This is a genomic window from Rhizobium sp. O111 (assembly GCF_055616315.1).
In genome coordinates this window covers 251,245-276,960 of the sequence record NZ_JBSHXL010000003.1, presented here as the reverse complement: position 1 = coordinate 276,960, position 25,716 = coordinate 251,245, and the positions used below count along the sequence as shown (strand labels likewise).

19 protein-coding genes and 2 pseudogenes are annotated in these 25,716 nt (G+C 62.0%); 10 read left to right on the top strand and 11 right to left on the bottom strand.

The features are described from left to right. Positions 1 to 4: 4 nt before the first annotated feature. Genes ACVTFQ_RS27070 through pxpB form a run of 6 tightly spaced genes read right to left on the bottom strand, consistent with a single transcriptional unit; the run spans position 5 to position 5,186 of the window. The gene (locus tag ACVTFQ_RS27070) at positions 5 to 643 is read right to left on the bottom strand and encodes a GntR family transcriptional regulator (protein ID WP_111564538.1); all 639 of its coding nucleotides are present in this window, start codon (positions 641 to 643) and stop codon (positions 5 to 7) included. Further along, the gene (locus tag ACVTFQ_RS27065; RefSeq protein ID WP_111564537.1) at positions 640 to 1,893 is read right to left on the bottom strand and encodes a hydantoinase/carbamoylase family amidase; all 1,254 of its coding nucleotides are present in this window, start codon (positions 1,891 to 1,893) and stop codon (positions 640 to 642) included. The genes ACVTFQ_RS27070 and ACVTFQ_RS27065 overlap by 4 nt, the downstream gene beginning before the upstream one ends. Beyond that, the gene (locus tag ACVTFQ_RS27060) at positions 1,890 to 2,837 is read right to left on the bottom strand and encodes an NAD(P)-dependent oxidoreductase (RefSeq protein WP_112435614.1); all 948 of its coding nucleotides are present in this window, start codon (positions 2,835 to 2,837) and stop codon (positions 1,890 to 1,892) included. Before ACVTFQ_RS27060 ends, ACVTFQ_RS27065 begins: the two co-directional genes overlap by 4 nt. Continuing rightward, positions 2,834 to 3,478, bottom strand: coding sequence for a GntR family transcriptional regulator (locus tag ACVTFQ_RS27055; RefSeq protein ID WP_112435615.1), 645 nt, complete (start codon positions 3,476 to 3,478; stop codon positions 2,834 to 2,836). Before ACVTFQ_RS27055 ends, ACVTFQ_RS27060 begins: the two co-directional genes overlap by 4 nt. Further along, entirely contained in the window at positions 3,475 to 4,446 is a 972-nt protein-coding gene (locus ACVTFQ_RS27050; RefSeq protein ID WP_111564534.1) for a 5-oxoprolinase subunit C family protein, read from the bottom strand. The genes ACVTFQ_RS27055 and ACVTFQ_RS27050 overlap by 4 nt, the downstream gene beginning before the upstream one ends. Further along, entirely contained in the window at positions 4,443 to 5,186 is a 744-nt protein-coding gene (pxpB, locus tag ACVTFQ_RS27045; RefSeq protein WP_111564533.1) for a 5-oxoprolinase subunit PxpB, read from the bottom strand. The genes ACVTFQ_RS27050 and pxpB overlap by 4 nt, the downstream gene beginning before the upstream one ends. Before the next feature lie 248 nt (positions 5,187 to 5,434). Here pxpB and ACVTFQ_RS27040 point away from each other — a divergent pair, with 248 nt between their 5' ends. Together ACVTFQ_RS27040 and ACVTFQ_RS27035 are read left to right on the top strand one after the other, a co-directional pair. Beyond that, on the top strand, positions 5,435 to 6,208 hold the full coding sequence (locus tag ACVTFQ_RS27040; protein ID WP_111564532.1) for a LamB/YcsF family protein: 774 nt from the start codon (positions 5,435 to 5,437) through the stop codon (positions 6,206 to 6,208). Between the two features lie 7 nt (positions 6,209 to 6,215). Then, positions 6,216 to 7,076 carry a D-amino-acid transaminase gene (locus ACVTFQ_RS27035; RefSeq protein ID WP_111564595.1) on the top strand — a complete coding sequence of 287 codons (861 nt, stop codon included), beginning with the start codon at positions 6,216 to 6,218 and terminating at the stop codon, positions 7,074 to 7,076. Between the two features lie 34 nt (positions 7,077 to 7,110). On the opposite strand, the pseudogene ACVTFQ_RS27030 reads toward ACVTFQ_RS27035, so the two are convergent. Next, a pseudogene (locus ACVTFQ_RS27030) lies at positions 7,111 to 7,715 on the bottom strand (alkylhydroperoxidase domain protein). 65 nt (positions 7,716 to 7,780) lie between these two features. After that, on the bottom strand, positions 7,781 to 9,145 hold the full coding sequence (locus ACVTFQ_RS27025) for an FAD/NAD(P)-binding protein (RefSeq protein WP_470424264.1): 1,365 nt from the start codon (positions 9,143 to 9,145) through the stop codon (positions 7,781 to 7,783). A 253-nt stretch (positions 9,146 to 9,398) separates the two neighbouring features. Between ACVTFQ_RS27025 and ACVTFQ_RS27020 the strand changes: the two genes are divergently transcribed. Both ACVTFQ_RS27020 and ACVTFQ_RS27015 read left to right on the top strand, forming a co-directional pair. Next, positions 9,399 to 9,632, top strand: coding sequence for a hypothetical protein (locus ACVTFQ_RS27020; RefSeq protein WP_111564531.1), 234 nt, complete (start codon positions 9,399 to 9,401; stop codon positions 9,630 to 9,632). Positions 9,633 to 9,684: 52 nt separating this feature from the next. Next, positions 9,685 to 11,682 (top strand): ABC transporter ATP-binding protein/permease, encoded by a 1,998-nt coding sequence (locus tag ACVTFQ_RS27015; RefSeq protein WP_111564530.1) that lies wholly within the window; start codon positions 9,685 to 9,687, stop codon positions 11,680 to 11,682. Positions 11,683 to 11,697: 15 nt separating this feature from the next. On the opposite strand, the gene ACVTFQ_RS27010 is transcribed toward ACVTFQ_RS27015, so the two are convergent. Continuing rightward, positions 11,698 to 13,650 carry an adenylate/guanylate cyclase domain-containing protein gene (locus tag ACVTFQ_RS27010; protein ID WP_409527938.1) on the bottom strand — a complete coding sequence of 651 codons (1,953 nt, stop codon included), beginning with the start codon at positions 13,648 to 13,650 and terminating at the stop codon, positions 11,698 to 11,700. A 114-nt stretch (positions 13,651 to 13,764) separates the two neighbouring features. After that, a complete protein-coding gene (locus tag ACVTFQ_RS27005) occupies positions 13,765 to 14,790 on the bottom strand; it encodes a LacI family DNA-binding transcriptional regulator (RefSeq protein ID WP_111564529.1) in 1,026 nt (341 codons plus the stop codon). 145 nt (positions 14,791 to 14,935) lie between these two features. On the opposite strand from ACVTFQ_RS27005, the gene ACVTFQ_RS27000 reads away from it, so the two are divergent. The 5 genes from ACVTFQ_RS27000 to ACVTFQ_RS26980 all read left to right on the top strand — a co-directional run bounded on the left by ACVTFQ_RS27000 (position 14,936) and on the right by ACVTFQ_RS26980 (position 21,325). Next, positions 14,936 to 17,248, top strand: a complete 2,313-nt coding sequence (locus ACVTFQ_RS27000) for a family 78 glycoside hydrolase catalytic domain (protein ID WP_470424615.1) — start codon at positions 14,936 to 14,938, stop codon at positions 17,246 to 17,248. Positions 17,249 to 17,327: 79 nt separating this feature from the next. Then, positions 17,328 to 18,602 carry an extracellular solute-binding protein gene (locus ACVTFQ_RS26995; RefSeq protein ID WP_112949525.1) on the top strand — a complete coding sequence of 425 codons (1,275 nt, stop codon included), beginning with the start codon at positions 17,328 to 17,330 and terminating at the stop codon, positions 18,600 to 18,602. Between the two features lie 54 nt (positions 18,603 to 18,656). Next, on the top strand, positions 18,657 to 19,520 hold the full coding sequence (locus tag ACVTFQ_RS26990) for a carbohydrate ABC transporter permease (RefSeq protein ID WP_111564527.1): 864 nt from the start codon (positions 18,657 to 18,659) through the stop codon (positions 19,518 to 19,520). Beyond that, positions 19,517 to 20,341, top strand: a complete 825-nt coding sequence (locus tag ACVTFQ_RS26985) for a carbohydrate ABC transporter permease (protein WP_111564526.1) — start codon at positions 19,517 to 19,519, stop codon at positions 20,339 to 20,341. Before ACVTFQ_RS26990 ends, ACVTFQ_RS26985 begins: the two co-directional genes overlap by 4 nt. 3 nt (positions 20,342 to 20,344) lie before the next feature. Next, positions 20,345 to 21,325, top strand: coding sequence for an ATP-binding cassette domain-containing protein (locus ACVTFQ_RS26980; RefSeq protein ID WP_113200966.1), 981 nt, complete (start codon positions 20,345 to 20,347; stop codon positions 21,323 to 21,325). 111 nt (positions 21,326 to 21,436) lie between these two features. Here the strand turns inward: ACVTFQ_RS26980 and ACVTFQ_RS26975 are convergent. Then, positions 21,437 to 22,233: pseudogene (locus tag ACVTFQ_RS26975) on the bottom strand (sensor histidine kinase); the annotation flags it as partial. Positions 22,234 to 22,500: 267 nt separating this feature from the next. On the opposite strand from ACVTFQ_RS26975, the gene ACVTFQ_RS26970 reads away from it, so the two are divergent. Further along, positions 22,501 to 25,704 (top strand): autotransporter outer membrane beta-barrel domain-containing protein, encoded by a 3,204-nt coding sequence (locus tag ACVTFQ_RS26970; RefSeq protein WP_470424263.1) that lies wholly within the window; start codon positions 22,501 to 22,503, stop codon positions 25,702 to 25,704. Positions 25,705 to 25,716: the final 12 nt, after the last annotated feature.

Below are 25,716 nucleotides of genomic sequence, written 5' to 3'. Positions count from 1 at the left end.
TGCCTCAGCTCCGCGCCAGCCAGCCCAGGAAGCGGGCGCGCACGCTGTCGAAGTGGGCCTCCATCGCTAGTCTTGCAGCGACGCCGTCCCCGGCTTCGATCGCATCGATGACCGCGATGTGCTCGAGCGCCTGCTGGTCGAAGCGGTCGTGTGTGCGGGTGATCGTGCAGCGGCGGGCGATGCCGCGCATCTCGGTCAGCATGGCCGCGAGCAGGGGAAGCTCGGCGGCATGGGCGACAGCATTGTGAAAGGCATCGTCGTCGAGCCAGAAGTGATCGAAAGCGATGTCGCCGCCATTGGCGTAGGCACGCATGCGTTCGCGCGACTGGATGAGATCGGGCGTGAGCGGTCGCGTGGCCGCTGTCTCGGCTGCTGCTCCTTCGAGCAAGCGTCTGAGCTGGACGATCTCAAGCAGCTGCTCCACGGTCACCTGGCGCACCATGAGCGCGCCGTTCGGCAGCCTTGAGATCACGTCCTCTTTTTCCAGGCGGGAAATCGCCGCGCGCAGTGGCGTGCGGGAAATACCGGAGTCCTGCGCGAGCGAACGTTCCGTCAGCATATCGCCGGAGGAAAACTGCCCTTCCAGGATACGCTGCTTCAGATCGCGATAGACCTGTTGTGTCAGGTTTTCCTTTTCACTCATCGTGAACCGCCCGTCTCACCGGCAATCGCGGCGTACAAGATTTCGACTGCCGCGGCCAAATCCGCGTTGTCCATGGCTTCATCGGGATTGTGGCTGCCGTTCCAGTTGCGCAGGAACACCATGACGGAGTCCCAGCCCGCCTGCGCGAAGGCTGCCGCATCATGGCCGCCCCCCGACAGCATCCGGCGCGGGGAGTGGCCGAGCCGTTTCGCCGCGTCGGCAATCATGTTGCCGAGATCAGTCGACAGCCGGGTCGGCTGGCTGCGCGACTGTTGCCCGAAGTCGAAGCGCACGCCACGCGAGGCCGCGATCGATGCCGCCTCGGCCCGCAGCAGCGCATCGGCGCGTTCGAGAACCGCGACATCGTCACTGCGCAGATCAACGCAGAAATCGACGCGGCCCGGCACCTTGGCGAAGGCGTGTTCGGAGCTCGCCGCATCGACCCGACCGAAGGTGACGGCGAGATCGTCGCCACCATCGAGGATCTCACCCCAGTGCTTGTCAATGGCAACGATCAGATCGGCCAGCGCGAAGACCGCGTCCGAGCGCGCGGCGCGCGGCGCTCCGCCCGAATGCGCCCATGTTCCGTCGATGCGCGCCTCGCGATATCGCAATCCGCCGCGTACGCCATCGACGATGCCGAACGCTTCCTTCGCGTCGTCGAGCACCGGCCCCTGCTCGATATGCAGCTCGATGAAGCGCGCCGGCGAAAGGCCCGGGCCATTCAAAATCGCATTAGGATCTCCGCCTTCCGCGCGGATATGGTCGCCGAGGGTCCGGCCGTTATCGGCTCGCTTCGCCTGCAGTTCAGGCGCGGTCAGGCGTCCCAGCGCTGCCCGCGAGCCGGCGTAGGAGACAGGAAACCACACGCTTTCCTCCGCGCGCGTCACGGTAACGACAAGATCGACCGGCGGCGCCTGCCCGCTGTCCACGAAGGCAGCCGCAAGCGCAACGGCGCCGGCGACGCCGGCCGCGCCGTCATAAGCGCCGCCCATGGAAACCGTATCTACGTGCGAGCCGATGTAGATCGGCGGGGCGTCGCGATCACGTCCCGACAGGCGCGCGAAGAGATTGAGCGCGGCGTCCCGGGTCACGGTCATGCCCAGGCGCTCTACTTCCTCGGCGACCACTTCATGCGCGCGGCTTTCGAGTGGGCTGTAGGATGGGCGGGTGAAGCCCGGGCCGGGATCGGAGATGGCGTTGATGCGATCGAGCAGTCTATCGATCGTGTCCCTGATGATTGCGCTCACGCGGATGCCTCCGGTAGAAATTCAATGGTCGTGGCCGGCTTCTCGCCGGAAAGCGCCAGGAGCACATTGCGGGCGGCGCCGACCGCGACCCGCTGCAACGCCTCGGGCGTCGTGCCGCCGAGATGCGGGGTGAAGATGACGCGCTCGGTGGCGCCCAGTGGACCGCTCGGTGCTTCTGGCGAATAGACGTCCAGCGCGGCAGCGGCAACGACGCCGCTCGCGAGCGCCTCGGCAAGTGCCGTCTCGTCGATCAAGCCGGCACGCGCCGTGTTGACGAGAATGGCGCCCGGTTTCATGGCCGCGAAAGCAATTTTGCCGATCATTCCGCGTGTTTCCTCACGCATGGGGGTGTGGAGCGAGACGACATCGGCCTGTGCGAGGCCCTCGGCAAGCGTGCCCGCTCGCTGGAACGAACCGGTATCCGCGCTTCTCGGCGAAAAGACGAGAACCCGCATGCCGAGCGCCGCGTGAAGCATCCGCCCCAATCCGGCGCCCGTCGCGCCCCAGCCGACGACGAACGCGGTCTTGCCGGACAATTCATGAAACGTATGGGCCTCGCGAAAGCCGCGCTCACCGGAACGAACAGCACGATCGGCGGCCGGCACCAGCCGGGCCGCGGCGAGCATAAGCCCCAATGCGAGTTCCGAAACCGATTGCGCGTTGGCGCCGGGTGTATTGCAGACCAGCACGCCCTTCTCATGCGCCGCGCGCTTGTCGACCGCATCGTGGCCGGCGCCGTGGACCACGATAACCTTCAGACGATCGCTCGCGAGAATGGGCGCGGCCGGCAGGCCCGCATCGCGGGTGATGGCTGCGTCGCAGCCCATGATCATCGTCGATACGGTCTCAGCATCCGGCGACGGGCACAAGACGGGTTCCACGCCCGCCTGCCGTAGGAGATCAAGGCCATCCTTGTGAATGGGCTGAACGATCAGGCACTTCATCGCGTTGCTTTCCGCTCGTTGTGTTCAAGCCGCCCAACGATTGCATCGCGGGCATTGAGGACATGTCGGCTCATCAGCTTTCCAGCCTGCTCGCCATCCTTGGCGCGCAGCGCCGCGATGATTTCGAGGTGCTCCTCGCAGCCCTTCAGATAGCGTGCGGGAACGAGGCTGTGGTCGAACATGCAGGTCCGGCGCCTGAGATCGCTGATGGTGCGCACCATCATCTCGTTGGACGTGGAGCGGGCCAGCGTCAGATGGAAATCGTCGTCGACCCGGCGCTGCTCGTCTTCCTCGCCCGGTCCTTCGGTCATCAGGGCGGTCACACGCCTCTCGAGACCGTCGAGGATAGCGGGCGCGACCGCCGTCGCATGGCGGGCGCAATAGCCTTCGATGACACTTCTGAGAAAGAAGATCTCGTTCACCTCGCCCGGGGTCAGCGTGCGAACCTTGAGAAAGCGCCCGTCCTGAACGGCAAGTCCTTCGGCCTCGATGCGCTTGATCGCTTCGCGAACCGGGGTGCGCGACATGGCGAGCTCCTCTCCGAGCTTCGCCTCTTGCAAGACGTCTCCGGGCTTCAGCCCGCCGGCGAGGATCATCTCGATGATTTTCGCATAGGCCTGCTTGGCAAGCGGTTGGCTCATGTTTGTCGGTCCTCCACCTTTGCCGCGTCCCCTGGTTTTTCCTCGAGAGAAGCAAGGATATTCGCGAGCGCGTTATAGCGCGCGATCAGCAAATCTTCCGCCTCTTCCTGTGATATGGATTTGAAGCGAATGGTGCTGCCCGTCGCCGTCTGCGCCAATCTTGGCAGGTCGACCGAGGCAACGGTCGCGATCTTCGGGTAGCCGCCCGTGGTCTGGCGCTCCGCCATCAGCACGATCGGGCGCCCGGACGACGGCACCTGGATCGAGCCCGCCACCGTCCCATCAGAGACGATATCGTGACCGGCGAAGGCACGGATGGCGGGACCATCGAGAACCTGCGCCATCCGGTCCCGGCTTGGGGTGACACTAAAGGGTTCCCGCAGGAAATTCTTCCAGGCGGCCGCGTCGAAATGATCCGCCTGCGGCCCCGGAACGACGCGCACCGGGCCGTTCGATCGCGAGAACGGCTTGCGCAATGCAAGGAGCGAAGACTTCTTGGTCTCGCCAAGCGGCAGCGCATCGCCGATCGCAAGACGCCGTCCGTCAATGCCGCCGAGACCGGAGCGAAGATGCGTCGAGCGCGCCTCCAAAACCTTCGGCGTATCGATGCCACCCGAGATGGCGAGATAACCCCAGACGGCCCGCCGCAGGGCGCCGATCTTCAGCACCTCGCCCGGCATGAGCCAGTGGCTTTCCCAACCATGCCTGAGCTGACCGTCGACGGTGATATCGATGGCGCCGCCGGTTACCGCGAAACGCACCGGTTTTTCGGCCACGAACGCCCCGCCGACATGCGCGAACTCCAGCGCCGCGTCACTATCCGCGTTGCCGACCAGCCGGTTGGCGATCAGCATCGACGTCGGGTCCATCGCACCGGCGCCGGAGACGCCGAGGTGCATGAGCCCGGTGCGTCCGAGATCCTGGACCGTCAGCATGGGGCCGGCTTGCTTGATATGGAGCATGGTCATGGTGCCTCCCACTCCTCCACCGCCTCGCCTCGGCTGATGGCGGCATCGAGGCTTTCGGCCTCGTCGGCGCCGACAGGACGAAAGCGCACGCGATCGCCCGCGCGCAAAAGGAATGGCTGAGGTCGCGAGGGATCGAACAGCTTGAGCGGCGTGCGGCCGATGAAGCGCCAACCGCTTGGGCCGGGAACGGAATTGATGCTGGCCTGCTTGCCTCCAATGCCGATCGCGCTCGCGTCGATCCGCTGGCGCGGAACGGCCAGGCGCGGTGTATGCAATTGCCGAGGCAGGCCGCCGAGATAGGAAAAGCCCGGCGCGAAGCCGATCATATAGACGCGATAATCGGCGGACGCATGCAACGCGATCAGCTCCTCGCGCGACATCTGCTTCATATCCGCGAGTTCATCGAGATCGATCCCGACCTCCTCGCCATAAAGAACGGGTACGGTGATCCGGCGCGCGGTTGCGCCGCCCACCGACAGCTGGCCAAGCAATGTTTGGAGCGAAGAGGAAAGCGTCTTCCCGCGTATGATGACGGGATCATAAGCGACAAGGAGCGAACGGTAGGTTGGAACGGTTTCGATGACGCCTGTTATCGGCCGCGTCGCCAGCATGTCCGCCAAGGCAATGACACGCTCATTCGTATATTCATCGATCTGGTCGGAGAATTCGACCACCAGCGCACTGTCACCGCACGCGATAATGCGCGGATAGTTGGGATGGACCGACTGCATCATGGCCATGGGCGCGACTTTACCTGCAAGAAGGGCGCGGACGCGGTAACATGCCGCTCCAGAGGCCTAGGTGCCGAGCGCAAACGGAAAGCGAGAGATATTTCCACCATCACCATCAAACACGTCTCGACAAGCGAGATTCTCAATCGACAATGCCCTTGTCATTTCAGTACACCAACTGTATGTCAAGCACTATCACACCCTCAGCGGCGATTGACGAATGGCCGGCGGCGCCCTCGCGAACAAGGAGTTCAGCCATGGTATCAGTAGATTTGAACTGCGACATGGGCGAGAGCTTCGGCGCCTACAAGATCGGCGACGACGCGGCCATGATGGAGATCATTACCACGGCGAACGTGGCCTGCGGTTTCCATGCCGGCGATCCTATTGTCATGCGCGACACGATCCTGAACGCCAAGAAGCATGGCGTCGCCGTCGGCGCCCATCCATCCTTCATGGACCTCTACGGTTTCGGCCGACGCAGAATTTCGGGCGAGCGGCCTGAGGATATAGAGGCGCAGATCATCTATCAGATCGCCGCGATCCAGGGGATGGCGTCGGCGCTCGGCTGGCCGATCACCCATGTGAAGACACATGGCTCGCTTGGCAACATGGCGGCCGAGGATACGGAACTGGCGGCGGTTTGCGTGCGCGCCATCCGCGCCGTCGATCCGAACCTCGTCTTCATCACTCTCCCCTATTCGCGGACCATGCGGGCCGCCGAGGCCGCCGGCCTCAGCGTCGCCTGCGAGGTCTATGCCGATCGCAGTTATCTCGAAAATGGCATGCTGGCGCCACGGCAAATGGAGGGCGCGGTCATTCATGATGTCGACCAAAGCGTCGACCAGGTGCTCTCGATGGTCTGCAACAACAAGATTCCGACGGTCGGTGGCGCAAGTCTCGACGTCACCGCGGCCACCGTCTGCATTCACGGCGATACGCCGGGTGCGGCGGTAACGGCGCGCGCCCTGCGTGACAAACTTATCGCCGCTGGCGTGGATATCGCGCCCTTTTCCAAGCCTGAAATCTGAACGAGGACTGATCTTGACCCGTACCGTATATCTGAATGGCAGCTGGCTCGCCGAAGCTGACGCGAAAGTCTCCATTTTCGACCGCGGCTTCCTGTTCGCCGACGCGATCTACGAAGTCACCGGCGTGATCGGCGGCAAGCTGCTGGAGTATGCCGGTCACGCGGCACGCCTGCAGCGCTCCACGGCCGAACTGGGCATCGCCTGCCCGCTGACGGAAGAGGAACTACTTGAAGTTCATCGCGAGATCGTCCGCAGGAACGATCTTCGGGAGGGGCTTATCTATCTGCAGATTTCCCGCGGCGCCGCCGACCGAGACTTCGCCTTCCCTGAGAACGCAACCCCGACGCTGGTTCTGTTCACCCAGGCCAAGTCCGTGCTCGACAACCCGAAGGTCAAGACGGGGATTTCCGTTGCGCTCGTTCCCGACCAGCGCTGGGCTCGGCGCGACATCAAGACGGTCCAGCTGCTCTATCCCTCGATGGCGAAGATGCAGGCCGCATCCGTCGGCGCCGATGACGCCTGGCTGGTCGAGGACGGCTTCGTAACCGAAGCAAGCGCGGCAACGGCACACATTATCAGCAAGGATGGGACGCTGATCACGCGGGGCCTGTCAAACGCGATCCTGCATGGCATCACGCGCCTCAGCGTTCTCGACATCGCTCGCAACGCCGGCCTTCCCGTCGAGGAACGCGCGTTCACGCCAGAGGAAGCGAAGGATGCCGCCGAAGCCTTCATCACCTCGGCGACCAACTTCGTTCTACCCGTGACCTCGATCGACGGACAGGCGGTCGGCGACGGAAAGCCTGGACCCCAGACGCTGAAGCTCCGCCAGCTCTATATCGAAGACAAGCTGGCAAACGCCATCTGACCCATCGTTGTCGCCCGTTTACGGGCGACAACCGCTATTTCGCCGGTGTCGGCTCGCCGAGCGAGAGCATGAGGCGGTTCGCCCAGTTGAAGAAGGCGGCGCCGCGAATGACGTCGGCGATTTCGAGATCGTCGAGACCCTCGTCATGCAGCTGGTCGACCTGCTCCGCGCCGAATGCTGGCGGTGTCGCGGTCAAAGCCACCGAGGCCGCGACCACGGCCTTCCAACGGGGGCTGGCGAGATCGGCGCCGGTGCCTTCGTCAAGCAGCCTCTGAACCTCTTCAGTGCGCTTCGAATGATGCGACGGAAAGCGCGAATGTACCGAGGCGCAGAAGATGCACCCGTTGCTGCGCGAAGCGGCCGTGGCGGAAAGCTCACGCTCGGCACGCGGCAAACCCGCCTCGGTATTGTAGAAAATGTCCTTGTCGGTCTTGGTGCGGGCTTCGAGGATCCCCGGATCGCGCGCAAGGAGCATGAAGTACGGAGACTTCGACCGAGAGGCGTCAACGAGGCCGGCCCAGTGCCGTTCGGTGAACTCCCCCTGCGAAAGCGGCTCGAGCCAGGCGTCCAGCCGATTTCTTCCTGGGTAAAGCTATTCGGGCGATTTTCAATCCGCGGATGAATGACGATATCGGTCATGACGAGCTCCTTATTCCGCGGCCGCGCGTGGAGCTCCGACGCGCTCCACACAAGCCATTGGAATTTTACCCCGCGATGCTGTCGCTGATCCGTCGCGCGACAGTGCGCGCCTGTGCCCGGATATCGGGAACAGCCGTGATCTCCCAGAACTGACCGGCCGTCAGCGCGCCTACCGCATGCATCGGCACTGAACCGGGATTGCCGCCCACAACCCTGGAAGCCTCGTCCACTCCAATACCAAGCTGAAGGGGGTCGGCCTTGATCAAACCCTGCCGCATCATCTCCCGCAGCAAGGGCGAATGAGCGATGCCGGCGCGTTCCACGCCCGTACAGTTAACCAGCCAATCGCAGGTAATATCCCTCGCATCGTGCGTTCCTCGCCCGCGGTAGCGGAGCATAAGCTGATTTCCCGCCTGCTCGACGCTTTGAAGATATCCGGCATGAACCGACACCTGACCGCTCGCCATCATGCCGCGAAACCTGTCGTAAACATCCGGCGCCACGCGATGGCGATGAATGTTCCACCATGCAAGACCGTGACGCAGAAATCTGGAGCGCTCCGACGGCGGCAGCCGCTGCCACAATGCCTGCGTCTTCGGACGCAAGGTGTCCATGACGCTGCGCCAGTCTCCGGAGCGGCGGCTCTCGCGGCGCAATTCGCGCAGAAGCGCACTCATGCTGCTCGGCAGGCTGGCCGGATCAAAATCCGCCGGTGGTTTTGGTGTCCTTGCGTGCCCGTGCGGCACAAGGCCCCTTCGCGACAGCACGTCGATCCTGCCGCGGAACCCCTGGGCAAACAAGGCAAGGACCTGATCAATCATCGTGAGTCCCGAGCCGAGGATGCAGACACTGTCATGTGCCTCCACGCGACGAAGCCAAGAGAGGCGCCAGGGATTTTCGACAGTCCTGTCGTGTGCCTCCGCGGAAAGTCCAGAGAGCTTAACGGGCATCGGCGCGTTGCCGACGCCGAGACATAGCACCACGTTTCGTCCGACGATCTCGTCGCCATTGTCGAGCAGGAAGCCAAGCGTGGCGCTATAGCGCTCCACGCAGCCGGTGGCCTTCGCGCGGATGAAATCGACCTTGCAGCGTGATCGCTTATCCCGCAGCAGGGCTGCGAGCGTATCTCGAACGTAGAGCCCATAATCTTGGCGCGAGGCGAAATCGCCATCACGCAGCGGACGCTTGCGCTCGGCAAGCCACGTCACGAACGCATCCGGCCTGTCGGGAAAGAGGCTCATCCTGCCGGCCGGCACATTCAATCTGTGCAGATAGAGCTCCGAGCGATAAGCGGTTCCGCGTCCAAAGCCCGGATCATCGCCAACAACGGCAACCTTGGCCGAAGCGGGAAGATGCTCGATCAGATTGCAGACAGTGGCGATTGCCGAAAAGCCCGCCCCTACCACCACCACGTCATAACTCATGCGCATCTCCCTCGCGGCCCGCATACAGACGTGGTTTCTCCGGCGGGAGTTTCAAGACCGCTACAGCGAGCGGTTGACGCCACACCAGTCGGCGACAGCTTCGGACCGTCGTTCCCAACCCAAACGCTGGCCGGGAACAACCGGCCAGAAAATTCGTTGTGTCAGCATCTCGGAATAAACCCCATCCGAGACTCTCCCGTGGCGAAGCGCGTGCAGCGTCGGGTGCTTCGCCATCGGGATCCGTGGAAAGGAGACTAAGATGATGAACCGCGCCAAGCAGACAGCCGACGAGTATCGCCACCTTGGAGGACGGCGGTTGGCGGCTTTTGACGACAACAAGGCCTCAACGCGAGCCTGGGACAAGGATACGCCGGAAGCCGAGCGTTTTTGGCAGACGAGGATTGCGACCCTCCCGGATAAGGAGCGCGCTGAGGTCCAGTCGTTCTTGCCATCAATCGTTGACGAGACCGACGAGCCACGCGGCGGACACTAACATCCTGTCAGCGGTTTTGAAACTTTCTGATTTTCAGAACGTTTAGCTGGTCATGAGGGACGATGATATTGATCCGACCAACGCTGGCGGCACCCAACCGGGTGAAAGAGAAGATCCGGCCCAGGAGAACACGCCAACGCCTGATATCGCCCCTCCACCAGAGGTCCTGAAACCCGAGGAAGACGTGACGCCCGAGGAATTCGAGGCGGCACGAAGGGCTTATCTTCTCAAGCGGTTCTGGATCAGCGCGCGCGGTTACTGGACGCGGCGCGGTGACAAGCTGGCTTGGCCGCTATCCATCGGCCTGCTGGCGCTGATCGGACTGAACGTCTGCTTCCAATACGGCATAAACGTCTGGAACCGCGGCCTCTTCGATGCCATCGAAAAGCGCGATGCGCCCACGGTCTACTTCCTTGGCGCGCTCTTTCCGCCGCTAGTGCTGGGAAGCGTTGCCCTCGTCACCATTCAGGTCTACATGCGCATGAAGATGCAGCGGCGTTGGCGATCATGGCTGACGAAAGCGCTCATCGGGCGCTGGCTGGCAAGCGGTCGCTACTATCAGCTTAATCTCATCGGCGGTGACCACAAGAATCCGGAGGCGCGCATTTCCGAGGATATGCGCATCGCCACCGAATCCCCCGTCGACTTCGTCGCCGGCGTCATCGCGGCCTTCGTTTCGGCTTCGACCTTCATCGTGGTGCTCTGGATGATCGGTGGAGCATTGTCTTTGCCGATCGCTGGAACCGTGATCACCATTCCCGGCTTTCTGGTCGTCACGGCCGTTCTCTACGCCATTATCACATCAACCTCGATCGCCTTCATCGGCCGCCATTTCGTCAAGGTCTCGGAAGCCAAGAACCAGGTGGAGGCCGAATTTCGTTACACGCTGACGCGTGTGCGCGAAAATGGCGAGAGCATCGCCCTGCTCGGTGGCGAGGACGAAGAGCGCAACGACCTGGAAAAGACCTTCGGCAACGTTCTGCATCAATGGGCCCTGCTGGCGCGTCAGTACATGCGAACGACCCTGGTTTCGCACGGTTCGATGCTGATCGCGCCGGTCGTGCCTGTTCTGCTCTGCGCGCCCAAATTCCTCGACGGCAGCATGAGTTTGGGTCAGGTCATGCAGGCCGCATCCGCGTTCACCATTGTCCAAAGCGCGTTCGGATGGCTGGTCGACAACTATCCGCGGCTCGCCGACTGGAACGCATGCGCAAGGCGCGTCGCGTCCCTGATGATGTCGATCGACGGGCTGGAGCGGGCTGAACAGAGCAATGCGCTTGGACGTATCAAACGCGGCGAAACCGAAGGCGATGCGATCCTCAGTTTGAACGATCTCTCTGTCTCGCTGGGCGACGGCACGGCCGTGGTCAAGGAGACGGAGGTGGAGATCCAGCCAGGGGAGCGGGTGCTTGTGGCAGGCGAATCCGGATCCGGCAAGAGCACCTTGGTCCGGGCGATCGCCGGCCTCTGGCCATGGGGCGATGGCGCCGTCAATTTCCGCCCCGACAAACGCCTCTTCATGCTGCCGCAGCGACCTTACATCCCATCGGGGACGCTCCGCAGGGCAGTGACTTATCCGGCGGGCGCCGACACATGGACGGTCGAGGAGATTGGCGGTGGCCTTGAGCAGGTCGGCCTCGGTCATCTGAAGGACAGGATCGAAGACGAGGCGCCTTGGGACCAGACATTATCAGGTGGCGAAAAGCAGCGGTTGGCGTTTGCAAGGTTGCTGTTGCACGATCCCGATATCATCGTTCTTGATGAGGCGACCTCGGCCCTCGACGAAAAGAGCCAGGATCGGCTGATGGAAATGCTGATCGGCGAATTGCCGAAGGCCACTATCTTGAGCGTCGGGCATCGCGTCGAACTGGAAGCGTTTCATAGCCGCAAGATCACATTGGAAAAGCGCGATGGCGGTGCGAGGCTTGTGAGCGACGTCGACCTTATCCCGAGGAAGAAGAAAAAGCGCAACGTCCTGTCACGGCTTGTACGAAATCGGCGCCGGCGCCGTGATGGCGGAACGCCCGTGTCCGGCGGAGCTGGGCAATGAACCACCCAGAGCTCATCAGCCCGGGCCGGTCGAGCGCGCGCCGACAAGCTCCAACACATCCACCTTGCCCGCCCGCCCCTTGAGCCGCGCCAGGCCGAGCGGTCGAAAATCGAACCCACCGCCGACCGCATCCCTCACCGCCGCGCTGACCAGGATCGACGTGTTGAACTCCTTGTTCAGCCCTTCGAGCCGTGACGCCACGTTGATCGTATCACCCATTGCCGTGTACTGCTGGCGCGAAGCGGCACCGAAACTGCCGACAACGGCCGGCCCGGTGTGCAGTCCAAATCGCGTCAACAGCAGCGGACGTCCATCCCTCTCATTGGCATCGTTCAACGCATCCACGGCTGCCTTCATCGCAAGGGCGCACCGGCAGCCCTCTTCGACATGGGTTGCGGTCTCGACGGGCGCGTTCCACATGACGAAGATGGAATCGCCGAGATATTGGACAACCGTCCCGCCATGGCGCTCGGCAATGCTGTTCAGCAGTTCGAAATAGGTGGAGAGCGTTTCGACGACGTCTTCCGGCGAGTGCTGCTCGGAGATGGTGGTGAAGTCGCGGATGTCGGTGAACAGCGCGGTTATTTCCTGCCGCTTGGCGGTGACGATGGCCGGCCCGCCCGGCCCCACGATCCGCCGAACCACCTCACGTGGCACATAGAGCGCGAACTGGCCGATGGCCCGGCGGCTTGCCGCGAGAGCGGTCGCGAGCGTATTGATCTCGGTGATCAAGGAATGCGAGGTGGTCTTTTCGTGAACGTCGAGGTTGCCGATCTCCCGTGCCTCCTCCGCCAGCTGGTTAAGCGAGCGGCTGACCATGCGTGACAGAAGCACCGACGCGACGACACCCGCGATGACAAAGCCAGCAGCGATAATGAGATTGTGCATCAGCGATCGGTTTGCTTGCTCCACGAGGTCCGCCAATGGCACGACGATCGCCGCCTCGCTTCCCGCGAACAAACCGGACACGCTGATCGGCGCAACCTGGATCAGATAGCGCTCGTCATCGAGGTCCAGCCGCGCGAGCCCTCCGGCGCCGAGGGCCGAATCTCGCCGCAGGTTGGCCACGGTGGCCAGGCTGGTGTCGAAACCGCTTGCCGTCGCGCCGATGCCGCCGGCGCTTCGAGACCATAGATCCATCAGTCTATTCATGATGTCGGGGTCTGAATGAGCGACCAGCTGATCTTCATCGTCGATAATGTAGGCACGGGCGCGTGACGAAATTTGGCTGGCATCCAGGAGACGACTGATCGTCCTCAGGTGGATGTTGATACCGACCACGACGTTGCCGTCGTCGCGCATGGGTGCCGCGATCGTCAGCGTCGGCGTCTTGAGGGTTCCAGCCACATAGGGCCCGACCGAAACCGCCTTTCTATCCTGGACGACCGCCTGGTACCAAGCCCGCTGCCGCGGATCGAAGGATGCGTACTCGACCGATCTCTCCTCGATCACGCGGGCGTTGGCATCGAGAAAACGCAGCGTTGACACGGCGTCCGGCCGGTCCCTGCCGGCGATCGTCCGGATCGCGAAAGCCGTTCCATCGGGCGCCGACAGCGTCTGCCTGACGTCATCGCGGATGGCGGCGATCACCTGCAGGTACGAGCCATCAGGATATCCGGTGTAGACGCTTGTCGCATTGGGGACGTTGCGCAGAACCTCGAGAAAGAAGCCCTCTTTCGCGCTGATATCCGCCGGCGGCGCGGAGGCGAGCTGCCGCATGGTCGAGGCCAGCGCCACCGCTTCGGTGCCTTCCTGCAATGTGTTTCGGTATCCCTCGATCAGCCGCAGGCTCATCTCGCGCATCTGTTGCGCCCCCGCGGTGACTGCCGCGCTCGTTCCCTGGCTGAAGGCCATCCAGATGATTGGTACCGATGTGCAGAGAAGCGATCCAACGACCAGCACGCCAAGATGCAGCCTAAGCGGCCGGGACCAGTCCACAAGCCCCTTGGACGTGCCATGCCGCTTCATGCCGACCCCCTCATCCGCGCTCCCTTAACACCAGCTAAGCGTGTTTTAAGCCGGCGCACAAGATGGGCAAAGGACGGACGGTGCGGAGGTCAGGAAGTGTTTGCCGGCGTCATGTCACGAACTACCGCGATGTTCGACATGGGGCTCGACCAAGACATGTCTGGCTTCGCGTCTGCCATCGATCCGCTCAAGCAACATTTGCGTCGCCGTTCGTGCCAACTGGACGGGGTTCTGGTCGACGCTTGTCAGCCCGACCAGCGGCAGCGCCGAGACGGGCGAGTTGTCGTAGCCGATGATGGCCAGGTCCGAGGGCACGCCGATATCTCGCATCCGCGCGATGTTGATCAGCGGCACGGCATCGAGATCCGACCAGACGAACACGGCTCTCGGGCGATCGAGAGCGGATAGAAAATCGTTCAGGGCGGCGGTTCTGTCGGCATCAACAGGCGGAAGCCGCAGCACGCGCGCCTCCAAGCCGGCCGCCCTCATGGCGTCCAGATAACCGAGCTCTCTTTGCACGGCGACGATGGTGGCCGGTGAGCCCTCTATGTCGTAGCCGAGCATCGCGATATCGCGATAGCCTTTCGAAAGAGCAGCCTCGACAGCGAGGTAGGCGCCCTTCCGGTCGTCGGAATTGGCGGTGTCGTAGGTCTGAGCGTCCGGCTCGTGATGCGCGATGACCACGATCGGAATCTGCTTGGCGTAGCGCTCGAGAACCTTGCCGGAAATACGGGGAGCGATGATCAGAACGCCATCCATGCGGTTGTCGATCATCGACTCGATCATTGACGCCTCGATCGGCTGAGCAGATCGCCCGAGCCCGACCAGCGCCTTGAAGCCGCTGTCGGCGAGCGTGTTGCTGGCCGCCTCGATCAGGCCGGGCAGGAACGGGTTAGAGAGCTCGATCGCCAGCACGCCAATGGTGTTCGTCCGCCCCCGCATGGCGCGGGCGGCAACGGATGGGCGATAGTTGAGCTTCTCGATCGACGTCTCGACTTTCGTGCGCAGAAGCGCGCTGACGCCATATGCGTTGCGAAGGACTTTCGATACCGCGGCGACCGAGACGCCGGCGTCTTCCGCGACATGGCGGATGGTGACCCGCGCTCGCGCTCCGTCGTTATCCTTCTGAAAGGTCTGCATAATTTTCCGTTCATATCAATCTTGCCCGGAGTATAGGCATTTTTCTGTTGCACATCAAACAGGAATGTAGAATGATATACATATAACGATACACACTTCGTTTGATGGGTCCGCCTCAAGCGGATCGGGAGGGGACATGGATATTATGCAAGGGCGCGCGAGCGCTGCCGCTGGCTCGTCATTTCAATTCACCGCCGCGATTGTGGCGCCACTATGCGATGAAGGCCAAGGCACCGCCGGCACATTCGTGTCCCGCGACTTCCAGCTTGAGCATGCCCCTCGCGAAGCCGTGCTCACCATTTCAGCGCTCGGGCTCTACCGCGCCTTTATCAATGGCCGCCGCGTCGGCTCGGACCTGCTGACGCCGGGCTGGACCTGCTACGACGATCGCATCGCCTATCAGACCTATGACGTCGCCAGCCTGCTTCAGCCGGGCGAGAACAGGATCGAGATTTGGCTCGGCGACGGCTGGTATCGCGGCCAGCTCATGTGGGCGTCGAACCCGATCTTCAATTGCTGGGGCGATCGCACAGCCGCCATTGCCGAACTCAGCGTCGATGGCGCCTTGGCGCTGAAGACAGATTCCACCTGGAAAAGTGGACTGACCCCCGTCACCAGGAACGGCATCTATTACGGCGAGGACTACGACGCCCGCTTGAGGGCGGAAGACGCGTTCGGCGTTGAAGAACTCGCCTTCGACAAAACCTTGCTTGTGCCCCATGAGACGGCCGCCGTTGTCGAGCTCGCCCCGTTCGAGCCGATCGACAGCTGGACGGAAGAGGATGGCCGGCTGGTCCATGATTTCGGCCAGAACGCCGGGGCGTATATCCGCATCGAGGCCCAAGGCGAGGCTGGCGCGAGCGTACGCGTGGAGCATTCCGAAGTCCTCGGGCCAAACCGGTTCTTCGACAACCGCAACTACCGCAGTGCCAGGGCCGAGTTGGTCTACACGCTGTCGGGAGATGGCGTCGAAATCTACGCGCCGCTGTTTACGTTCATGGGCTTCCGCTACGCTCGCGTGACCGTCACCGGCGATGCGAAGCTTCTCTCCATCAAGATGGTCCCGATCACCTCGGTCCCGGTCGCGACAGGCGGCATCATGACCGGCGTGCCCGCCGTCAACCGCCTTGTCGAGAACACGATCTGGTCGCAGCGATCGAACTTCATCGAGATACCGACGGACTGCCCGCAGCGCGACGAACGGCTGGGGTGGACGGGCGACGCCCAGGTCTTTGCCGGCACCGCATGCTGGCTTGCCGAGAGCCAGTCGTTTCTCCGGAAATTTCTTCGCGATGTGATGCACGATCAGAGAGAGAACGGGGCAGTGCCGCACTTCTCGCCGGATCCGACACGTCTGCATCCGATCAGCAACCGCGGCGATTGGGCCGGATCGACCGGTTGGGGCGATGCGATCGTCATCATCCCATGGCAGCTTTATCTGCATTATGGCGACAAGGCAGTCCTGCGGGAGTGCTTTCCGGCGATGTTGCACTGGCTGGATTACCTCTGGGGTATTTCCAACGGCCCGATCATCCGCCCTCCGGCGGTTTGGGGTGAGCACGGCTTCACCTTTGGCGACTGGCTGCAGCCGGTCGGCGACAATCGAAAGCCGCGCCCGACCGTCGCCGACGATTGCGCCGCGACGCTCTATCACTTCGTCGCAACGCAGCTGACGGCGAAGATCGCGCGGGTCCTCGGCGATACGAGCGAGGCACGGCGCCTCGACAGCAAGCTCGAGGACATCCGCGCGGCATTCAAGAACGAGTTCTTTTCCCCATCAGGGCGCATTGCCCATAACGACCAGACATCGTGGGCGATCGCCTTCCTCCATGGTCTCGTTCCGCTGGAATATGAAGAGGCAGGTCGCGGTTATTTCCGCCGCGTCGCGGAAGAGACCGATGGCGTGATCGGCACCGGGTTTATCGGCACCCCTGCGTTGCTGCCAGCCCTCACCCGGCTCGGCATGCTCGATCTCGCCGAAAAGATGTTCCTCAATCGCAAGGTTCCCGGCTGGCTCTACCAGGTGGAGCGCGGAGCAACATCGATCTGGGAGCGTTGGGATGCGCTTGCCGAAGACGGAACGATCTACGATCCCGATATGAACAGCTACAATCACTATGCATATGGCGCCGTTTGCCAATGGCTGTTCGAGGATGTGGCTGGCATCAGGCCGCTTGAAGACAAGCCCGGTTTCGAGGAAATCGAGTTCGATCCGGCTATCCTTCCGGCGCTATCGCCCGTTGCGGCCTGGCACGACACGCGCTTCGGCCGCATCGAGGCCGGATGGGATATCGACGGGGGGAAAGTCACGTGCCATCTTGAAATCCCAGATGGCATAACCGTGCATATGCGCGGTAATCGTGCAAGGAAGAACCTGACGGTGAACGGCGCCAACGTGGTGGATGACGAGCGTGTCCAGATCGGACATGGGAGCCATTCGATCACCTTCGACATCTGATCAAGACGGCGCGGCGAGCCGCGCACGACGTGACTGATCTTAACGGTAAATCGCAAGTCCTTTGGAGGAGGAGACGACCATGCGGATGACCAAGTGCAGCATCATCGCGGCGGCCACTTTGGCGCTGGCGAGTAGCGTCGCCCACGCAGACGTGACATTGAGCGTATTGATCGACACGAACCCGGAAACCATCGCTTCCTTCGATGCCGTTTCCAAAGCCTATAGCGAGAAGCGTCCGGATGTGACCTTCGACGTGGAGCAGCGAGCGGGCGGTTCCGAGGGCGACAACATCGTCAAGACGCGGCTGGCGACCGGCGAGATGCCTGACATTTTCCAGTATAACAGCGGCTCTCTGTTCCAGGCCTTGAAGCCCGAGCAGACGATGGCTGATCTCTCCGATCTCCCATCCGCCGCCGGTATTCTCGAAAGCTTCAAGAAGGTGGTCAGCGGATCCGATGGTCATGTGCGCGGGATACCCTTCGGCCCGGCGATGGGCGGCGGGATTTTCTACAACAGGAAGATCTACGCGGAGCTTGGGCTGCAGCCGCCGAAAACCTGGGCCGAATTCATGTCCAACAACGAGAAGATCAAGGCAGCCGGCAAGGTCGCCATCGCCCAGACATACGGCACGACCTGGACATCGCAGATCTTCGTCCTGGCGGACTTCTTCAACGTCCAGACCGAAGTTCCGACCTTTGCTGACGATTACACCGCCAACAAGGTCAAGTACGCCACGACACCCGCGGCACTTCGCGGTTTCGAGCATCAGGAAGAGGTCGCGAAAGCGGGATTCTTTAACGAGGATTTCGGCGCGGCGAGCTTCGATGACGGCATGCGCATGGTCTCGACCGGTGAGGCAGCGCACTATCCCAGCCTGACCTTCGGGATCGGCAACATCCAGCAGAACTTTCCCGACAACGTTCAGGATGTCGGCTTTTTCGCGGAACCCGGGACCGATGCCGCGAAGAACGGTTTGACGATCTGGATGCCGGCGGCACTCTATCTGTCAGCCAAGGCCGAGCATCTCGACGAAGCCAAGAAGTTCCTCGATTTCGTGGCCTCCAAGGAAGGTTGCGAGCTGATGGCGAAGGCCGTTCCGTCGGGTCCCTACCTGATCAAGGGCTGCGAGCTGCCGAAGGACGTGCCGCAAGCCGTCACGGACATGTTGCCCTATTTCCAGACGGAAGGCCGCAATGGCCCGGCGCTGGAATTCCTGTCGCCCGTGAAAGGACCAGCGCTCGAGCAGATCACCGTCGAGGTTGGAACGGGTATCCGTTCCGCCAAGGACGCGGCCGCGCTTTACGACCAGGACGTCGCCAAGCAGGCCAAGCAGCTCGGCCTCCCGAACTGGTAACATCCAGACGCACCTTGCCAGGCAAATATCCGGGCAAGGTGCTTAGGAACCGCCATGGTTATACGCAAGTCACCCTACCCCTATTGGTTCATCCTGCCGGCGGCGGTCATTTTTACCGTTCTGTTCCTGGCACCCACGATCGCATCCTTCTGGTTCAGCCTGACACGTTGGGATCTGTTCACGACAGAGTTCATCGGGCTTGAGAACTACAAGCAGTTCTTTCGCGAGCCTTTCCTCATCCAGGGGCTGACCAACACTGTAATCTATGCGGTGGCGACGTCGGCCGCGAAGACGGTTCTCGGCCTGCTTCTGGCTGTGCTGCTGACATCCGGCCTTTGGGCTCAGGGTCTTCTTCGAACGGTAATCTTCTTTCCCGTGCTGGTGTCGACCATCGGCGTCGGCATTACCTTTTCGGTTCTCATGCATCCGACGCGTGGCATCATCAATGTCGCGCTGGCCGCCATCGGCATCCACGGACCGGGCTGGCTGACGGATCCGGCGCTGGCGCTCTATTCGATCGTGCTCGTCGATCTCTGGAAGGGCATCGGGCTTGCGACGGTGATCTATATCGCCGGACTGGCATCCATCAGCGCCGACTACTACGAAGCCGCGCGCATCGACGGCGCAACCAGAACGCAGATGCTCTTCCGCGTCACCATACCGCTAGTCAAGCCGGCGACGATCACCGTCATCACCCTGTCGCTGATCGGCGGGCTGCGCAGCTTCGATCTGATCTGGGCGATGACGAAGGGTGGCCCCGGATTTTCCTCGGACGTGCTCGCGAGCGTGATCTACAAGCAATATCAGGCTGGCTTTTACGGCCTTTCCACCGCCGGGAACGTCATACTGTTCGTGCTGATCGCGGTGATCGTTCTGCCGCTGACCTTCTGGCTTAATCGCAGGGAGGTCGATGTATGACCCGGCGCCAGTTTTACACCGGGGCCTCGGCGCTCGCCGCATGCTGCGTGATCTTCGTCATGCCGTTCCTGTTCATCTTTTTGACGGCCGCGAAAACCAAGCAGGATGCCGCGGCGCTTAAATTCACATTGCCGAGCGAATGGCAGCTCTGGACGAATTTCGTGGATGTGATCCAGGCCCGCAATTACATGCTGCTGCTGGCGTACTTCAACTCGACGGTCATCACGGTTGTTGCCGTCACGTTGCTCGTGCTGTTCGGCGCGATGGTGGGCTATGTGCTGCAGCGCCGGCCATCGCGATGGAACGCGGTGATCTATGCCTTTGTGCTCGCCGGTTTGATGATCCCGCCCGCCGTGGTACCGACGATCTGGGTGTTGCAGGCGCTTGGTCTCTTCAAGACGATTTCCGGCATGGTCCTGATCCAGGTCGCCTACGGCCTGTCGTTCACCGTGCTGCTTTTTCGAAGCTTCATCGCGACCATCCCGCGCGACCTGGACGAGGCGGCGATCATCGACGGCGCAAAGCCGCTGCAGATCTTCTTCCGGGTTGTGCTTCCTCTGCTGAAGCCGGTGACCGTGACCGTCATCGTCGTCCAGTCGATTGCGATCTTCAACGATTTCACCAACCCGCTCTACTATTTGCCCGGCCGGGAAAACGTGACCGTGCAGCTCACCCTCTATAATTTCCAGGGACAGTTCCAGACGCAGTTCAACCTGCTGTTCATGAACATCCTGCTTGTGACCATTCCGCCGCTGATCGTGTTCATCTTCTTCAATCGACAGATCGTGGCGGGCATGACGGCCGGCGCAGTGAAAGGATAAGCCATGACCAGCGTTGTTCTCGATGGCGTCAGAAAGAGCTTCGGTAGCCTCGAAGTCATCAAGGGCGTCGATCTCAACATCGGCGCCGGAGAATTTTGTGTGTTCGTCGGACCTTCGGGCTGCGGAAAGTCGACGTTGCTGAGGATGATCTCGGGCCTGGAAAAATCAAGCGCCGGAAAGATCGTCATCGATAACAAGGATGTGACCGATGCCGAGCCCTCCGAGCGTGGCATCGCGATGGTGTTTCAATCCTATGCTCTCTACCCGCACCTCACGGTCGCCGAAAATATCGGCTTCGGTCTCTCGCTCGCGAGACGCCCGAAGGCGGAAATCGCTGAGAAAGTGAAGCAGACCGCGGACATTCTGCAGCTCTCGCATCTGCTCGATCGTAAGCCGAAAGCACTTTCCGGCGGCCAGCGGCAGCGCGTGGCGATCGGGCGAGCGATCATCCGCAATCCGAAGGTGTTTCTGTTCGACGAGCCGCTTTCCAACCTCGACGCTTCGCTGCGCTCTCAGATGCGCATGGAGCTCACCGAGCTGCATGCCCGCCTTGGCGCGACGATGATCTACGTGACCCACGACCAGGTGGAAGCCATGACCATGGCCGACAAGATCGTGGTGTTGAACGGCGGTCACATCGAGCAGGTCGGCTCTCCGATGGCGCTCTACAACGGTCCGCGGACCGCCTTTGTCGCGGGCTTCATCGGATCCCCCAAGATGAACCTGTTCGACGGAGCCCTGGCCAAGGCCGAGGGGTGCCGGGTTTACGGAATCCGGCCTGAGCACCTGGCGCTTTCCTCGACCGATGGTAAATGGCGGGGCACAGTCCGGCATATCGAGCGGCTGGGAGCGGATTCGATCATTCATCTCGATGTCGACACCCTCGGAGCCGTGCTCGTAAGGGCTGATGGCGACAGCACCATCAGCGTTGGCGACACGGCGTTTGCCTCACCCTTGCCAAACAAGGAACATCGTTTTTCTTGAGACAGCTTCGGAAGCAAGCGCCGGCCATCGCGGATGGCATCGGAAGCTATACGTCTTTTCGGGCTTAAGCCACGCGATCCCGCGCCGGCCGCACTCTCGAGACCGTTCGTGTCAACGACACTTCCTTCCCTTGATCGCGGTGTCGGTGCGTCCTTCCTTCGGACGAGATATGATCGCCCTCAAGCCAGGATCATTGGAACGGAGAATGATGTCGCCGCCCCTGGCGCGCGATCGCCCGTGCGATGGACAAGCCCAGGCCGACACCACCCGTATCTCGATTGCGCGACGCCTCAAGCCGATAGAAGGGTATCAAATACCTTCTCACGCATTGTCTCCGGAATTCCAGGGCCGCTGTCTTCAACGACGATATCGACCGTCGCAAGCGGCTGCACAATATGCACGCGCGCCTTCCCACCGTAGCGCACGGCGTTTTCAGCGAGATTGCGCACGGCGCGCCGCAATTCATCCGGGCGGCATCGATAGGTCATCGTCGGGCCCTCGACATATTCGACAGCCTGGCCGAGATCGGAGAGATCGTCGCGGTTGCTGCCGACCAGCGCATCCAGTTCCATGGCTCTTGTCTCCTCGACGTTCGCCTCTCCGCGCGCGAAAGCAATCGCGGCCTCGGTCATGTTCTGGAGCTCATCGATGGTGCCCAGCATCTTCTGCTGGACGTTCTTATCGGTAACGAACTCCGCTCTCAGACGCAGTGACGTCAGGGGCGTTCTGAGATCACGACCGATAGCCGCGAGCATTCTGGTCCGGTCGTCGACGAAGCGACGGAGCCGTTCCTGCATCTTGTTGAACGCCTCTGCCGTGCGACGAATGTCATCCGGACCTTGCTCGGGAAGTGGCGGAAGACTTTCTCCCCGACCAAGGGCTTCGGCCGAGAGCCGGCGTCGCTCCATGCATTAGTAATTCATTAACCGGGCTTGGATAGAAATTGTTAACCATCCCGTCGATGCATGGCGGGTGCCCGTTAGCCTCGACCGAACCAGATGAAATCACCGCTCTCGGCATTCTCCCGCCGCCTAGGCTTGTTCACGGCACTTGCATCGGCCACGCTGCCGGCGCACTGCCTTGCCCAGTCCGCGTGGTCCGGTACCGCGGACAATGAGTTCAGCAATTCATCCAACTGGACCCCATCCGCGCCCGGGTCCAGCGACACCGCGCGCGTGGACGCAGGTTCCCCGCAGGTCACGACGGACGTCACGATCGGCCATCTCGATGTGGGTGGTGGCAACGTTACCGTCACCTCTGACGGTACGCTCAATGCCGCGAGCGGCATCACGATCAGCTCGGGCAGCCTTGGCATCAACCAGGGGGGCGTCGTCAACTCGGATGTCAGCCTGGACGGCGGCAGCCTCTCTCTTGATGGCAACCTCGGTGGCCAGCTAAACCTCAATAACGGCAATGTCACCGTAACCGGCACCGGCACGCTCACCAGCGCCGAGGTCAAGGCCGGGACGGCCCTTACCAATAATGGCGCCACCGGCGCCGCGAACATCTCCGCCGGCGGAACATTGGTCAACAACAGCGGCGCGACGATCGCGACGGTCACCAATGCCGGTACGGCGTCGAATGCCGGTGCGGTAGGCAGCTTGACCAATACGGCGGGGACCTTCACCAATAACGTCGGCGGAACGGTTAGCGGAAAGACGACCATCACGGGTGGGACCGTCACGAACAACTTCGTCATCACCGATGCGGATGTGGCCGCCACCGCTGCCTTCATCAACAACGCCGGAGCCTCAGCCGGCGCGATCAGGAATTCCGGCACCGTCACAAACGCGGGAACGATCGCCTCCATCCAGAACGAGGCTGGATCATTCACCAACAATACGGGCGGCATCGTCACCGGTACTACCAACGTCGACGGCGGGAATGTGACGAACAACGCCACGCTCAATGGGGTTGAGGTCGGCACGGCGGGCATCCTCACCAACTCCAGCGGCGCCATCGCGGGGGCGGTCACGAACGCCGGCACCACATCCAACGCCGGCACGATTGCGAGCCTGACCAATACGGCGGGCACCTTCATCAACAACGCCGGCGGAACGGTGACTGGAAAGACCACCGTCACTGGCGGAACCGTCACGAACAACTTCGTCATCACCGATGCCGACGTCGCCGCCACCGCTGCCTTTATCAACAATACGGGAGCCACGGCCGGTGCAATCAGGACCTCCGGCACCGTTACAAACGCCGGCACGGTCGCCTCCCTGCAAAGCGATGCCGGAACCTTCGTCAATAATGCAGGTGGGGTCGTTAGTGGCAATACCAGCGTCAATGGCGGCGTGGTTACGAACAACGCCACGCTCAACGGCGTCGAGGTCGGCACGGCGGGCATCTTCACCAACGCCACTGGCGCGACCGCCGGGGATGTCACGAATGCCGGCACCACATCCAATGCCGGCACGGTTGCCAGCCTGACCAACAGGGCTGGCACTTTCACCAACAACGCCGGCGGCACGATTGCCGGGCAAACCGTGGTCGCGGGCGGAACCGTGATCAACAATTTCATCGTCACCGACGCCGACGTCGCGGCCGTGGCCTCGTTCGTGAACAACAGTGGGGCCACGGCGGGCGCGATCAGGAATTCCGGCAGCGTCACAAATGCCGGAACGATCGCCTCCGTTCAAAACGACGGTGGGAGTTTCGTCAACAACGCGGGTGGATCGGTAACCGGCAACACGACAGTGAGCGGAGGTGAGGTCGTCAACAATGCGACATTGGCCAACGTCGATGTCGGCGCGCGGGGCACCCTCATCAACAACAATGGCGCAGTGGCGGGAACGATTACAAATGCCGGCAGCACCGCGAACGACGGGACTGTCGCCGCATTGGTGAACAATGGCGGCACGTTCTCAAACACCGGAACCATAGCGGGAACGGCAACGGTTTCGGGCGGCGCGCTGATCAACGACGGCATTATCTCGGGCGCGGTCGACGTCAATGACGGCGGTCTGCTATCCGGTAGCGGCGCCGTCGGCGAGCTCGTCGTGAATGCTGGCGGCTCGTTGTCACCAGGACCGGGTATCGCGACGCTCAGCGTCAACGGCGATCTGACGTTTGGCGCCGGCTCGACCTATCAGGTGGACATCCAGGCCGACGGCCGCTCCGACAGCGTCAATGCGACAGGCGCGGTTGCCATCCAGGGAGGCAGGCTCGACATCAGAGCGGCTGGCGGCAATTATGCGACGACAAGCAGCTACACGATCCTGACCGCCGGAAGCGTTACTGGCGCCTTCGATACGATCTCAAGCGATTTTGCCTTTTTGTCGCCGACACTCACCTATGATGTCACCGGCATAGACATGACGCTCGATCGCAACAATGTGCGCTTTGCCGACGTCGCCGATACGGCGAATGGTCGGGCAACCGCTACGGCCGTGGAAGCATCAGGCTCGGGCAACGCGGTCTATGACGCAGTGTTGTCATTGGATGACATCACCGCGAAAAGCGCGTTCCCGCAACTGAGCGGCGAGGTTCATGCCTCGCTCAAGAGCGCCCTCCTGTGGGAGAGCCGCTTCGCGCGCGAGGCGATCCTCAATGACATCGCTTCACGCGCGGACGACGCGGTTTTCTGGACCTCCGGCTACGCGTCGTCCAACCGTTGGTCGGACAATGGAAATGCGGCGGGAATCGATACCGGCGTTTCCGGTGTCGTGTTTGGAGCCGATGCGCCGATCTCCGATCAATGGCGCGTTGGCGCGATAGCGGGTTACAGCAGAGGCTCCTTGGACCAGGCGGACGCGGATTCCTACCACGCCGGCCTTTATGCCACGGGCGACTTCGGGCCGATAACCCTCACAAGCGGCGCCGTTTACTCCCATAACGAAGCTTCGATACACAGGGACGTCTCGTTTGGAACATTTTCGAATGAACTGAACGCCGAGTATGCGAGCGCCACCAGCCAGCTGTTCGCAGATGTCTCGTGGACGCAACAATGGAATGCCGTCAGGTTCCAGCCATTTGCCAACCTCGCTTACGTCAACCTCAAGACCGACGCGTTTCAGGAAAGTGGCGGCGCTGCAGCTCTGTCATCTGGGGGCGGTAACGATGCAATCGCCACATCGACGGTTGGGTTGCGTTGGTCCATGGATTGGTCGCAAGGCGACGTGCCTATCCTGTTCTCCGGCATGTTGGGATGGCGACATGTCGCGGGTGATGTGACGCCATATTCCAGCCTCGCCTTCGCCGGCGGTTCGCCATTACTCATCGGTGGCGTCGATATTCCGCAAAACTCGATCGTGACACAGTTTGGTATTTCTGCGAAGCTTGCCAAGTCGGCGCGCCTGACACTCGCCTATACCGGTGAGTTTGGCAAGGATCTGCGCTCCAGCGCGGCACAGATCAATTTTGTCACACGTTTCTAGAGGCCGAGCCCT